Source organism: Gallibacterium salpingitidis, assembly GCF_030517105.1.
GTDB lineage: Bacteria > Pseudomonadota > Gammaproteobacteria > Enterobacterales > Pasteurellaceae > Gallibacterium > Gallibacterium salpingitidis.
Genome location: NZ_CP103875.1, coordinates 1,059,829 through 1,073,387, shown reverse-complemented (window position 1 = coordinate 1,073,387; position 13,559 = coordinate 1,059,829). Strand labels below are relative to the sequence as shown.

The following is a 13,559-nucleotide window of genomic DNA, read 5'->3' as shown; positions in this document are numbered from 1 at the left end:
TAAATTTTTACATTGCAGACTTTTTAAGCTATCAGTAATCAAACTGATAAGAATTGCCTAAAGAAATCTTTTACAGATTAATAAGTTAGTTTTTGTCAATTCTACATCTTACGTTTCTAAAAATTTTTCTGCTTGAGTTTTTACTAAAACACATTATATTGGTGCGAAAATTTTTAAGAGATACTATATATTGTGTTAGGGGCTTTTTAATGAATACATCACTTCGAGTAACTAAGCGCGATGGTCGTTTAGAGCCAATCGACTTAGACAAAATCCATCGTGTGATTACTTGGGCCGCAGAAGGTCTAGATAATGTTTCAGTTTCACAAGTAGAGTTACGTTCTCATATTCAATTCTACGAAGGAATAAAAACATCAGATATTCACGAAACGATCATTAAATCTGCTGCTGATTTAATCAGCAAAGATACCCCTGATTATCAATATCTTGCAGCACGTCTAGCAATATTCCATTTACGTAAAAAAGCTTTTGGTCACTTTGAACCACCTCGCCTATATGAACAAGTAAAAAGATTAGTGCGTATGGGGAAATATGATCCTGCTCTACTTACTGATTATACACGTGAAGAGTGGGATGAAATGGATACCTATCTTGATCACTGGCGCGATATGACCTTTTCTTATGCGGCAGTAAAACAGCTAGAAGGTAAATATTTAGTCCAAAATCGTGTTACTGGCGAAATCTATGAATCAGCACAGTTTTTATATATTTTGGTTGCTGCTTGTTTATTTGCACAATATCCAAAAGAAACACGTTTAGATTATATTCGTCGTTTCTATGATGCGACTTCAACTTTCAAAATTTCTCTACCAACACCAATTATGGCTGGCGTACGTACGCCAACTCGTCAGTTTAGTTCTTGTGTATTAATTGAGTGTGATGACAGTTTAGATTCAATCAACGCGACTTCTGCCGCTATCGTAAAATATGTTTCACAACGTGCAGGAATTGGGGTAAATGCTGGTGCAATTCGTGCGTTAGGAAGTCCAATTCGTAATGGTGAAGCGTTCCATACGGGCTGTATCCCATTCTATAAACATTTCCAAACTGCTGTTAAATCTTGTTCGCAAGGTGGTGTACGTGGCGGTGCTGCAACGGTTTATTACCCAATTTGGCATCTAGAAGTAGAAAGTTTATTAGTCTTAAAAAATAACCGCGGTGTTGAAGATAACCGCGTACGCCATATGGATTACGGTGTACAAATCAATAAATTAATGTATCAACGTTTGATTAAAGGTGCTGATATTACATTATTTAGTCCATCGGATGTGCCAGGGCTTTATGCAGCATTCTTCGCTGATCAAGATAAATTTGAACAGCTCTATCAACAATATGAACAAGATCCAAATGTTCGTAAACGTACTGTGAAAGCAGTTGAGCTCTTCTCTTTATTAATGCAAGAGCGCGCTTCAACCGGACGTATTTATATTCAGAACGTGGATCACTGTAATACCCATTCACCGTTTGATCCTGCGGTAGCACCGGTGCGTCAATCTAACCTATGCTTAGAAATCGCATTACCAACTAAACCGCTACAACATATTCATGATGAAAATGGGGAAATTGCGCTTTGTACTTTATCTGCTTTCAATTTAGGGGCTATTGAAAATCTTGATGAATTAGAAGGATTGGCAGATTTAGCAGTACGTGCATTAGATGCCTTACTTGATTACCAAAATTATCCAATTAAAGCAGCTAGAATCGGCTCAATGGGACGTCGTTCTTTAGGTATCGGTGTCATTAATTTTGCTTATTACTTAGCGAAAAATGGTGTACGTTATTCTGATGGTTCAGCAAATGACCTCACTCACCGTACTTTTGAAGCAATTCAATATTATTTGTTAAAGGCGTCTAATCGTTTAGCGAAAGAATTTGGTCCATGCGAATTCTTTGATGAAACAACTTATGCCAAAGGTATTTTACCGATTGATACGTATAAAAAAGATGTGGATCAATTAACGAAAGAACCATTGCATTATGATTGGGAAAGTTTGCGCAAAGAGATTAAAGAATTTGGTTTGCGTAACTCTACTTTAACTGCGTTAATGCCTTCTGAAACTTCATCGCAAATTTCTAATGCGACTAATGGTATCGAGCCACCACGTGGTTATGTCAGTATCAAGGCATCAAAAGATGGTATCTTGCGTCAAGTAGTACCAGATTATGAAAATCTAAGCGATAACTATGAATTGCTTTGGGATATTCCAGGTAATGACGGTTACTTACATTTAGTGGCAATTATGCAAAAATTTGTTGATCAGGCGATTTCTGCTAATACAAATTATGATCCACAACGTTTTGAAGATGGCAAAGTGCCAATGAAGCAATTATTAAAAGATTTATTAACTGCTTACAAATATGGCTTGAAAACACTTTACTACCAAAATACCCGCGATGGTGCAGAAGATAGTCAAGAGGATCTTGATGATGGCTGTGCTGGCGGTGCTTGTAAAATCTAAATGAAATAAAGGGTCAGTGTTTCACTGACCTTTTTAATGAATTTAATTGAATATGTGAGGAAAAACTGATGGCATATACCACTTTTTCACAAAATAAAAATGATCAGCTCAAAGAACCAATGTTCTTTGGACAAAATGTTAATGTGGCACGCTATGATCAACAAAAATATGAAACTTTCGAAAAATTGATTGAAAAACAACTTTCTTTCTTCTGGCGTCCGGAAGAAGTAGATGTGTCACAAGATCGTATTGACTATCAAGCATTACCAGAACACGAAAAACATATTTTTATTAGTAATCTAAAATATCAAACGCTATTAGATTCTATTCAAGGTCGCAGCCCGAATGTGGCATTATTGCCATTAGTTTCAATTCCAGAGCTTGAAACTTGGATTGAAACTTGGACTTTCTCTGAAACTATCCATTCACGCTCTTACACTCATATTATCCGTAATATCGTTAATGATCCGTCTATTGTGTTTGACGACATTGTTACCAATCAAGAAATTATCAAACGTGCTAGAGATATTTCCGCTTATTACGACGATCTCATTCGTGATTCACAACTCTACTCGCTTTATGGTGAAGGTATTTATACTGTAGAAGGCAAAGAGTGCAAAGTCACTTTACGTAATTTAAAACGTCAGCTTTATCTTTGCTTAATGAGTGTGAATGCGTTAGAAGCAATTCGTTTCTATGTTTCTTTTGCTTGTTCCTTTGCCTTTGCAGAACGTAAGTTGATGGAAGGTAATGCGAAAATTATTAAATTTATCGCACGCGATGAAGCGTTACACTTAACCGGTACACAACATATTTTAAATATTATGGCGGCAGGACAAGATGATCCTGAAATGGCAGAAATTGTCGAAGAGTGCCAACAAGAAGCGTATGATCTCTTTGTTGCGGCAGCGGAACAAGAAAAAGATTGGGCTGATTATTTATTCAAAGATGGCTCAATGATTGGTTTAAATAAAGATATTCTTTGCCAATATGTGGAATATATTACTAATATCCGCATGCAAGCAGTAGGCTTACCGCTACCGTTTGCTACTCGTTCTAACCCGATTCCTTGGATTAATGCGTGGTTAGTCTCAGATAATGTACAAGTTGCGCCACAAGAAGTAGAAGTAAGTTCATATCTGGTTGGTCAAATTGACTCTAAAGTTGATGTTGATGATTTTGAAGATTTTAAACTGTAATATCAATTTTGATTTCAATAGATAACTTAAATAAGGCGTGAAATCTCACGCCTTATTTATTTGTTGAGCCTATTTGTAATCTATTCTTCATTATTATTCCCTATCTTACATAGATACTCCAATTTCATTATGTTATCATCAATACGCCTAATCATCGGGCAATTATTTTTACTTAATATTTACTTTGAAAGGAACGTAATATGAAAAAATTACTTTTATCCCTATCTTTAGCCGGTATCGCAATGAGCGCTTCTGCTGCAGATTTAGCACCATCTTGCCAAAAATATTTTGAAGAATATGAAGGTATGTTAAAAGCTATGCCACAAGCGCAAGTAGATATGTATAAACAACAATATGAAGCAGCAAAACAACAATTTGCTACTCTACCAACCGCTGCTCAAGATCAAAGCTGTACTCAAGCACTTGATCAATTAAAACAGACTAAAGCAGCAATGGGCATTAAATAATTAAGTATCCTTGCTTAATTTAATTTGCCCCTCGCACAGTGTTGTTCCCAGTGGGGGGGGGTATTATCCGATAACTCCTATTCCTTCTCTTTAATTTTTCCTCTCTTTTGCCAATTTCATCAAGCAAAGCAAACAAAATAAATATCCAGCAGACATAAAAAATCAGCCAACATTAAATGCTGGCTGATTTTAGATAATGAATAACTAATAAAAATTAGTTTTGTGTTGCTTGAATTGCAGTTAATGCAATGGTGTAAACGATATCATCAACTAATGCACCACGTGATAAATCGTTAACTGGTTTACGCATACCTTGCAGCATTGGTCCAATTGAGATTAAATCTGCTGAACGTTGTACCGCTTTATAAGTTGTGTTACCTGTATTCAAGTCTGGGAAGATAAATACGGTCGCTTTACCTGCAACTGGTGAGTTTGGTGCTTTAGAACGAGCAACATCTTCCATTACCGCAGCATCATATTGTAACGGCCCATCGATCACGAGATCTGGACGTTTTTCTTTCGCTAAACGAGTTGCCTCTTTCACTTTATCAACATCAGCACCTTTACCTGAAGTACCAGTTGAGTAAGAGATCATTGCTACACGCGGTTCAATACCAAATGCTTTCGCTGAATCTGCTGATTGAATTGCAATCTCAGATAACTCTTCTGCAGTTGGGTTAGGGTTAATCGCACAGTCACCATATACCAATACTTGATCAGGTAATAACATAAAGAAGATAGATGAAACTAATGAACTACCTGGCGCAGTTTTGATTAATTGTAGTGGTGGACGAATAGTGTTGGCAGTTGTATGTACTGCACCTGAAACAAGTCCATCAACTTCATTGGCTTCAAGCATCATCGTACCAAGTACCACTGTATCTTCGAGTTGTTCACGAGCTAATACTTCGGTCATACCCTTGTTTTTACGTAATTCAACTAAACGAGCAACATAGTTTTCACGTACATCTGCTGGGTTGATAATAGTAATGCCTTTACCTAATTGAATACCTTGTGCTTCTGCTACACGTGCTACAGAAGTTGGATCAGCTAATAACACACATTCGGCAATACCACGTTCTGCACATAATGCAGCTGCTTTCACTGTACGAGGTTCATCCCCTTCAGGTAACACGATACGTTTTTTCGCATTACGAGCTAATTCGGTTAATTGGAAACGGAACGCTGGTGGTGATAAACGGTGTACTCTTGAAGTGGTTTCAATTAAAGAGTCGATTAACTCTTTATTAAATTGTTGCGCCATATAATCTTTGATCGCTTCAATACGTTCTTTATCATCGATTGGCACTTCAAGATTGAAGCTTTGTAAGCTCAATGCTGTTTGCCATGTTGTACCTTCAACACGGAAAATTGGTAATCCTGTTTCAAATGCACGTTCGCAAAGTTTTGCTACGTGATTTTCTAAACGATAACCACCAGTCAATAACATTGCCCCAATTTCAATACCGTTCATTGCTGCTAAGGCAATTGCTACGATCACATCTGGGCGGTCTGCAGAAGTTACTACTAAGTTACCTGGTTTAAGATGTTCAATTACATGCGGTAAGCTTCTTGCGCAGAAAGTGATACCACGAATACGGCGAGTATTGATTTCACCTTCTCTTAAAATTGACGCACCTAAATGACGTGCAATATCAATCGCACGACTTGCGATTAATTCTGGATTCCAATCAATACAAGCTAATAAACGGATTGGGCTTTGTTCAAATAATTTATGAACAGCTTGTACATTAACACGACTATGTTGGAAAGAATCAAAGATTTCTGCAAGATCCGGACGAGTACGACCATTCTCATCTGTTGGTGCATTAAATTTATTAATTACCACACCTAATAAATTCGGATTATATTTACCACCAAATAATGACGCTGCTGCTTCAACACGTTCTTTTAATTCTGCTGGTGTGTCTGTTGCTGGTGCAGAAACTAAAATGATTTCTGCATCTAACGCTTGTGCAATACGGTAGTTAATGCTGTTTGCATAAGAGTTTTTGCGAGTTGGAATTAACCCTTCAACAACAACAATTTCATTATTTCTCGCTAAAATTTGATGACGTTCAACAATCTTTTCCAATAATACATCAGTCTGATTTTGCCCAATCATATTCTCTGCTTCACTCAACATAAATGTTTTAGCAGTATCAATAGTTGGACTTTGATAAAGGATTGAAGTTGTTCTGTCTAATGTATCTTCACCACTAATTGGTTGAGAAATTGGTTTCATAAAACCAATTTTTGCCCCTTGTTGTTCAAGGGCTTGAATTAAACCTAAACTAACACTGGTTAAACCAACACCAGTACTAATCGGAATAAGGATAATTGTTCTTGACATAATAACCTTCTTGCTAAGGAATAAAAAATAAACTGCCGATAATTTTATCGGCAGTCGCGAGAATTATTTTTTGATGCAAAGACGTGCTGTATCTTGTGCAATCACAAGTTCTTCGTTAGTTGGAATAACGATAGCAACTGGTGTGTTATCTTTGGTAATAATACCTTCATTACCGAAACGTGCAGCAAGATTGCGTTCATTGTCTAATTGATAACCGAATACTTTCAAGTGCGCTAAGGTTAATTCACGTACATGCGCAGAGTTTTCACCAATACCGCCAGTGAACACGATCGCATCAAGTGGTTCGCCTACCGCTGTCATATAAGCACCGATATATTTCGCTAAACGATAGCAGAATACATCTAAAGCACGTTTAGCTGGCACTTCTTTATCATAGTTATCTTCTGCATAACGGCAGTCACTAGTTACTTCTGTTAAACCTAGTAAACCTGATTTTTTGGTTAAGGTATGTTCAATTTCATCCATGCTCATACCTAAGGTTTTTGACATAAAGAATGTTACCGCTGGGTCAACATCACCACAACGTGTACCCATTACTAATCCTTCTAATGGTGTTAAACCCATTGAAGTATCAACACATTTACCATGACGAATCGCAGAAACTGACGCACCGTTGCCTAAGTGGCAAGTAATCGCATTGATCTTATCTTCAGCAATATTTAAGCGTTTTGCTGCTTCTTTACTAACATAATAATGGCTAGTGCCATGTGCTCCATAACGGCGCACACCATGTTCTTTATACATTGAGTAAGGTAATGCATAAAGGAATGCTTCTTCAGGAATGGTTTGATGGAATGCAGTATCAAAAACAACCACATTTTTATCTTTTAACTCAGGGAACATTTTGAAAGATTCTTCGATCCCGATTAAGTGAGCTGGGTTGTGTAATGGTGCAAATTGAATTGCATCACGAATTCCTTCAATAACGCTTTCATCAACAATAGTTGATGCTGTGAAACGTTCTCCACCATGAACGATACGGTGTCCGATCGCTGCAATGCTCTCTTTAAGTGATGGATCTAATGGGAAAATATGTTTTACGATAAAGCTAAGTGCTTCGCTGTGTGCTGCACCATTACCTAATTCAGCATTACCTTTTTCACCATGTAATTTCCATTTAATACGAGCATCTGGAAGATGAAGTGCTTCCGCTAAACCAGATAACTTCTCTTCTCCAGTTTCAGGATTTAAAATAGCGAATTTTAAAGAAGAACTTCCACAGTTAAGAATAAGAATAAGATTTTGCGTCATTGAAATAACCTATTTCTTGTTGAATGAATCGTAACCTGTTTTAATAAACAAGGCGCCAGTTTTAATTGGCGGATAGGATACACTGTTATGACCAAAAAATAAATTTCCAGACTTAGCAAAAATCAAAAATTTTTTAATTTTTATAGAAAAAGTGTAATTTAACCCATCCTATTTTAGGCAAAAGAACGAAATAAAATGATATTTAGCACGATTAATCAAGGTGTCGCTTATGCGACTGCATGGCAAAAACTGAACAAACTAAAAAAGCTTAATATGATCTTTCCTGAACCGCGAATTATCAAAGCAACACGTTTTTCACAGCAATTATTGATGCCATTGCTGCTTTTTACATTAGGGTGGCAATATTTTGTTTTAGGGTATTCTATTACCAGTTTTGCTAGTACTCTACTGACTATCTTATTTATATGCTCACTTCCTTTACAGGGATTTTATTGGTTAGGTAAACGTGCTAAGAAGCCCTTAAGCGGAGCAACACTTGCTTGGTATGATAAAATTTATCAGCAAGTAAGATTAAAAGAGGCTTTACCTCCGATTCCTGATACCGTTACTTTTAGTGATTTGATTTCATTATTACAACGTGCAGAAAAACATTTAGATCCTGAATTTTGGGAAGAAATTTAGCTAAAAAAATACCAATCGCTTTGACGATTGGTAGTCACAATTACCATTTATCAGCGGCTTGTTCATCGCTATGACGACTTTCCAACCAGCGATCGCCTTCAGCAGTAGTTTCTTTTTTCCAGAACGGCGCTTTTACTTTTAGAAAATCCATAATAAATTCATTCGCTTGATATGCACTACCGCGATGTGCAGAACTGACAGCAACAGCAACAATTTCATCACCCGTATAAAGCTGCCCAACACGATGCACAATATAAATACGTTGTAATTGCCAGCGTTGTGCTGCTTGTTCGGCAATTTCTTGTAATGCTTTTGCTGTCATTGCTGGATAATGTTCCAAATACAATCCTGAAACAGCATCACCCAAATTCATATCCCGCACTTTACCGATAAAAACCACCGTTGCTCCCGTTTCAGGTAATGCTGCAGTCCAACGATAAATTTGTTGTTGATCAAAAGGTTCGTTCTGAACACTGATTTTTATCTCCGCTGTCACCTTAGCCTCCTGTTACAGGTGGAAAGAATGCAACTTCATCACCTGCTTTCAATGCGGTATTTAAAGGAACTAAATCTTGATTCACCGCAGCCAAAATTCTGCCTGAATTTAAGGCTAAAGCCCAACGCTCACCACGCTGACTTAAATCTTGGCGTAACGCTTCGACATCAGCATATTGTGCAGGTACGGATAATTCTGCCTCTCCGATCAATTCTCTCGTTTGTGCAAAAAACACCACTTTAATCATTATTCCTCCACCTTAAAATGGCCTGATTTGCCACCTAATTTTTCTAATAAACGGATCCCTTCAATATGCATATCTTTTTGCACCGCCTTACACATATCATAAATTGTTAGTGCCGCAACAGATACCGCAGTTAATGCCTCCATTTCTACGCCTGTTTTTGCCGTTAATTTGCAATAGCTCTCAATACGAATACGATTTGCTTCGGGTTCTGCTGTTAAAGAAACCTCTACTTTACTTAATAAGAGCGGATGACATAACGGAATCAACTCCCATGTTCTTTTTGCGGCTTGAATACCAGCAATACGCGCTGTTGCAAACACATCCCCTTTATGATGTTTTCCCTCTAAAATCATCGCCAATGTAGTTGCAGACATAACAACATAGCCTTCGGCTCTTGCTTCACGAACAGTATCCGCTTTCGCAGACACATCAACCATATTCGCTTCACCCGAATGATTAATATGTGTGAATTGATTCATAATATTTCCGTATTGAATAATTTTGATTAACCGCCAATAGAGGCTAAATGATTACGAACACCACTATCGCCTTGATGTAGGAAATGATGTTCTCTTTTTCCTTGTAATGCAGTGATTAAAGTTTGCTGTAATTGCGCTTGTTGGTCATCAGTTTGCAACCATTCGCGAATATCAATGCCCGCTTCACCAAACAAACACAAATGCAATTTTCCTAATGCAGAGATACGCAAGCGGTTACAGCTAGCACAAAAATCTTTTTCATAAGGCATAATTAACCCAATTTCACCTACATAATCTGGGTGTTTAAACACTTGTGCCGGCCCATCAGTGTAATGTTTCTGTTGTAACTGCCAACCTGAATTTAATAATTTCTCTTTTAAAATCGATCCAGAAAGATGGTGTTGTTGGAAGAAATGATCCATTTCTCCCGTTTGCATCAATTCGATAAAACGCATTTGAATTGGCTGATCTTTAATCCATGCTAAAAATTGATTAAAACCTTGTTCATTAAGGTTTTTCATCAAGACTGCATTGACCTTGACTTTGTCATAGCCTACGGCAAAAGCACGTTCAATTCCCTGTAAAATCTGTTGTAATTTATTTTCACCTGTAATCAATTGAAACAGACGCGGATCTAAACTGTCCACACTAACGTTGATTGAATCAACACCTGCTGCTCGCCAATCAGCGACATCTTTCGCCATACGATAGCCATTCGTTGTTAGTGCAATTTTTTTGATATTTTGTTGCTGACGAATTGCTTCCACAATCGGGAGAAAATCTTTGCGTAAGGTTGGTTCACCACCAGTAATACGCACTTTTTCAGTGCCTAATTCAGCAAAAGCACGCACTAAACGTTCAATTTCTACCACACTCAAAAACATCTGTTTATCGCTAGGTGGCTGATAACCATTTGGCAAACAATAATTACATTTGAAATTACAAACATCAGTAATAGAAAGACGAAGATAAAAATATTGTCGATTAAATGTATCGACAAGACGATCTTCGTGAGGAATGAGAATCTGGCTATATTGTTGCATAAACACCTTTCTAAATACGAGGGGATAGACCGTTTCCAATCTATCCGTGAAACACCTTATGTGTTTGGCATAGCCACCTTATCTATCGACTTAGGTAAACTAGCTCGGAGTATGCGAAAAAACTTGAACTGATTTTAAAAGGTCGGATAAATACTTGCAATAACCTATTGATGTTATCCTGCAAGGATTTATCCAATATCAAATTATTTTTTACGTTCCACCCATTTACCATCAAGATAATCGACAATCCACTTAGTCGCTTTACCGTCTTTTTCTGAATTCACATATTGACGTTTTTCTTTACGACTAAAACGAATTACTGCTGGATTACCCTCTGGATCTTGTTGTGGTGCATCTGCCAAATATTGTAATTTTTCCGGCAAACGTTCACGATATTGTGCCAATTCTGCTACTTTGGCAGCACGTGTTTCACGTGATTTAGGGAAATTATGTGCTGACATAAACACACCACTTGCACCATCACGCAATACAAAGTAAGCATCTGAATTTTCACATTTTAATTCTGGGAATGGAATTGGATCTTCTTTCGGTGGCGCCACTTCCCCATTTTTTAAGATCTTGCGTGTATTATCACATTGGGTACACGCCATATACTTACCAAAGCGTCCCAATTTAAGATGCATATCAGCACCACATTTATCGCACTCAACCACCGGGCCATCATAGCCTTTAATTTTAAATTGCCCTTCTTCAACAAGATAACCATCACAATTCGGATTATTACCACAAACATGTAATTTACGATGTGCGTCAATTAAATAGCTATCCATTGCAGTACCACACTTTGGACAGCGTTTTCGTTCCATTAAGGCTTTAGTTTCAGAATTGTCATCTAGTACGTTTAATAATTCAGCCTCTGGAATCAAATTAATTGTTGTTTTACAACGCTCTTTCGGCGGTAACGCATAGCCAGTACAACCTAAAAATACCCCTGTGCTTGCAGTACGAATTGCCATTGGACGACCACAAGTTGGACAAGGAATATTAGTTTCCACAAGGTGATTTAATTTCATACCACCAGCCAACTCGTCTAATTCCGCTTGCGATAATTGTGTAGAAAAATCTTTAAAAAATTGATTTAATTGCTGTTTCCAATCAGCTTTACCTGCAGCAATTTGGTCTAATACATCTTCCATATTGGCGGTAAAATCATAATTCATTAAATCAGCAAAAGATTCATTTAAGCGATCAGTAACAATTTCACCCATTTTTTCAGCATAAAAACGGCGATTTTCCGTACGAACATAACCACGATCCTGAATTGTTGAAATAATCGAAGCATAAGTTGATGGACGACCAATACCTCGTTTTTCCAACTCTTTTACTAATGCCGCTTCAGTATAACGTGCCGGCGGTTTGGTAAAATGCTGGCTTGGCAACACTTCAATTAAAGTTAATTCTTCACCCTGTTTTACTTCTGGCAACACACGATCTTCAGCGCTTTTACTCATTGGTGGCAACACTTTCGTCCAACCATCAAAACGCAACACACGCCCTTTCACTTTTAAAGTGTAATCTGCTGCACTTGCTGTTAAAGTTGTAGAATCATAATTCGCTGCAGTCATTTGACAAGCTAGAAATTGACGCCAAATTAAGTCATATAAACGAATCGCATCTTTTTCCATTCCTTGCAAATCATCTGCTTTTAATTGAATATCAGATGGTCGAATCGCTTCGTGCGCCTCTTGAGCATTCTCTTTACTTGAATAGAAATTTGGTTTTTCTGGTAAATACTGAGCACTAAAATTTTTCGCAATGTAATCACGTGCCATAGTCAGCGCATCTTGGCTCAAATTAGTCGAGTCCGTACGCATATAAGTGATATAACCAGCTTCATACAAACGTTGTGCTAATAACATTGTTTTCTTCACACCAAAGCCTAAACGCGTACTCGCAGTTTGTTGTAAAGTAGAGGTAATAAATGGCGCTTTAGCACGTGATTGTGTTGGTTTTGTTTCAACTTCTGTGACAACGTAGCGAGCATTTTGTAATTGCTTAACAGCTTGTTCTGCTGCTTGTTGGTTAGAAATTTGCAATGCCTTACCTTGATAATGAGTTACCTCAAATGGCAATACTTGCTTCGCTGCATTTTGTGTATCAACAGCAATTTCCCAATACTCTTCCGGTTGAAAAGCTTTAATTTCACGTTCACGCTCAACCAATAATTTTACTGCAACCGACTGTACTCGCCCTGCTGACAATCCTCTAGCGACTTTTTTCCATAACAACGGTGAAACCATAAAGCCAACAACACGATCCAGAAAACGACGTGTTTGCTGTGCATTCACTCGATCCATATTTAATTGTTCTGGCTTATTAAATGCTTGAGTAATGGCATTTTTGGTAATTTCATTAAAAACAACGCGACTAAAACGGTCATCTTCGCCCCCAATAACTTCTCGCAAATGCCACGCAATTGCTTCCCCTTCTCTATCCAAGTCGGTGGCGAGATAAATATGATCTGATTTTTTGGCTAATGACTTAAGTTCAGCAACGACCTTTTCTTTATCGGGTAAAATTTGATAATTTGCTTGCCAATTATGATAAGGATCAACCCCCATACGCTTCACTAAGGCATCGTGTTCTTTTTGTTGTTTAATTTGTGCCTTTTCTTCTGCGCTAAGCCCTTTGGTTGAGATTGCTTTTGCCTTTTCGCCGCTTGCGCTACCAGATGTCGGCAAATCACGAATATGTCCAACACTGGATTTCACTACATAATTACTACCTAAATATTTATTGATTGTCTTGGCTTTTGCTGGTGATTCAACAATAACTAATGACTTACCCATAACTAAACCTGATTAACTCTTTCTTCTATATAAAAACGTCAGCACTTTTAGCCCCATCTCGTTTCTACTGC

Annotated in this window: 11 protein-coding genes and 1 riboswitch; of the genes, 4 read left to right on the top strand and 7 right to left on the bottom strand. The window is 37.6% G+C overall.

The features are described from left to right. The first annotated feature begins 209 nt into the window (after positions 1–209). The 3 genes from nrdA (at position 210) to NYR30_RS05160 (ending at position 4,146) form a co-directional block, all read left to right on the top strand. A complete protein-coding gene (gene nrdA / locus NYR30_RS05170; protein ID WP_066112769.1) occupies positions 210–2,480 on the top strand; it encodes a class 1a ribonucleoside-diphosphate reductase subunit alpha in 2,271 nt (756 codons plus the stop codon). Positions 2,481–2,548: 68 nt separating this feature from the next. After that, positions 2,549–3,679 (top strand): class Ia ribonucleoside-diphosphate reductase subunit beta, encoded by a 1,131-nt coding sequence (nrdB, locus tag NYR30_RS05165; RefSeq protein ID WP_066109257.1) that lies wholly within the window; start codon positions 2,549–2,551, stop codon positions 3,677–3,679. Between the two features lie 200 nt (positions 3,680–3,879). Further along, positions 3,880–4,146, top strand: coding sequence for a DUF5339 family protein (locus tag NYR30_RS05160; RefSeq protein WP_302502209.1), 267 nt, complete (start codon positions 3,880–3,882; stop codon positions 4,144–4,146). Between the two features lie 214 nt (positions 4,147–4,360). On the opposite strand, the gene pta is transcribed toward NYR30_RS05160, so the two are convergent. Together pta and NYR30_RS05150 are read right to left on the bottom strand one after the other, a co-directional pair. Then, positions 4,361–6,499, bottom strand: a complete 2,139-nt coding sequence (gene pta, locus NYR30_RS05155; RefSeq protein ID WP_066109263.1) for a phosphate acetyltransferase — start codon at positions 6,497–6,499, stop codon at positions 4,361–4,363. A gap of 63 nt (positions 6,500–6,562) precedes the next feature. Beyond that, positions 6,563–7,771 carry an acetate kinase gene (locus NYR30_RS05150; RefSeq protein WP_066109266.1) on the bottom strand — a complete coding sequence of 403 codons (1,209 nt, stop codon included), beginning with the start codon at positions 7,769–7,771 and terminating at the stop codon, positions 6,563–6,565. A 195-nt stretch (positions 7,772–7,966) separates the two neighbouring features. Here NYR30_RS05150 and yfbV point away from each other — a divergent pair, with 195 nt between their 5' ends. After that, on the top strand, positions 7,967–8,413 hold the full coding sequence (yfbV, locus tag NYR30_RS05145; protein WP_231923702.1) for a terminus macrodomain insulation protein YfbV: 447 nt from the start codon (positions 7,967–7,969) through the stop codon (positions 8,411–8,413). A 40-nt stretch (positions 8,414–8,453) separates the two neighbouring features. On the opposite strand, the gene moaE is transcribed toward yfbV, so the two are convergent. The 5 genes from moaE to topA all read right to left on the bottom strand — a co-directional run bounded on the left by moaE (position 8,454) and on the right by topA (position 13,488). Further along, positions 8,454–8,909, bottom strand: coding sequence for a molybdopterin synthase catalytic subunit MoaE (gene moaE / locus NYR30_RS05140; RefSeq protein WP_066112770.1), 456 nt, complete (start codon positions 8,907–8,909; stop codon positions 8,454–8,456). Position 8,910: 1 nt separating this feature from the next. Then, positions 8,911–9,156 (bottom strand): molybdopterin synthase sulfur carrier subunit, encoded by a 246-nt coding sequence (moaD, locus tag NYR30_RS05135; protein WP_066109276.1) that lies wholly within the window; start codon positions 9,154–9,156, stop codon positions 8,911–8,913. Further along, a complete protein-coding gene (gene moaC, locus NYR30_RS05130) occupies positions 9,156–9,635 on the bottom strand; it encodes a cyclic pyranopterin monophosphate synthase MoaC (protein ID WP_066112771.1) in 480 nt (159 codons plus the stop codon). Before moaC ends, moaD begins: the two co-directional genes overlap by 1 nt. 26 nt (positions 9,636–9,661) lie before the next feature. Further along, on the bottom strand, positions 9,662–10,678 hold the full coding sequence (gene moaA / locus NYR30_RS05125) for a GTP 3',8-cyclase MoaA (protein ID WP_066112772.1): 1,017 nt from the start codon (positions 10,676–10,678) through the stop codon (positions 9,662–9,664). Next, positions 10,666–10,800, bottom strand: a riboswitch (molybdenum cofactor riboswitch). Its footprint overlaps the gene before it by 13 nt. 81 nt (positions 10,801–10,881) lie before the next feature. Continuing rightward, a complete protein-coding gene (gene topA, locus NYR30_RS05120) occupies positions 10,882–13,488 on the bottom strand; it encodes a type I DNA topoisomerase (RefSeq protein WP_066112773.1) in 2,607 nt (868 codons plus the stop codon). Between the last annotated feature and the right edge of the window lie 71 nt (positions 13,489–13,559).

Bases quoted from the DNA above. Each gene is read 5' to 3' on its own strand.
- yfbV (WP_231923702.1), top strand. From the start codon at position 7,967: ATGATATTTAGCACGATTAATCAAGGTGTCGCTTATGCGACTGCATGG.
- nrdA (WP_066112769.1), top strand. From the start codon at position 210: ATGAATACATCACTTCGAGTAACTAAGCGCGATGGTCGTTTAGAGCCA.
- pta (WP_066109263.1), bottom strand. From the start codon at position 6,499: ATGTCAAGAACAATTATCCTTATTCCGATTAGTACTGGTGTTGGTTTA.
- NYR30_RS05160 (WP_302502209.1), top strand. From the start codon at position 3,880: ATGAAAAAATTACTTTTATCCCTATCTTTAGCCGGTATCGCAATGAGC.
- moaD (WP_066109276.1), bottom strand. From the start codon at position 9,156: ATGATTAAAGTGGTGTTTTTTGCACAAACGAGAGAATTGATCGGAGAG.
- moaC (WP_066112771.1), bottom strand. From the start codon at position 9,635: ATGAATCAATTCACACATATTAATCATTCGGGTGAAGCGAATATGGTT.
- NYR30_RS05150 (WP_066109266.1), bottom strand. From the start codon at position 7,771: ATGACGCAAAATCTTATTCTTATTCTTAACTGTGGAAGTTCTTCTTTA.
- topA (WP_066112773.1), bottom strand. From the start codon at position 13,488: ATGGGTAAGTCATTAGTTATTGTTGAATCACCAGCAAAAGCCAAGACA.
- nrdB (WP_066109257.1), top strand. From the start codon at position 2,549: ATGGCATATACCACTTTTTCACAAAATAAAAATGATCAGCTCAAAGAA.
- moaA (WP_066112772.1), bottom strand. From the start codon at position 10,678: ATGCAACAATATAGCCAGATTCTCATTCCTCACGAAGATCGTCTTGTC.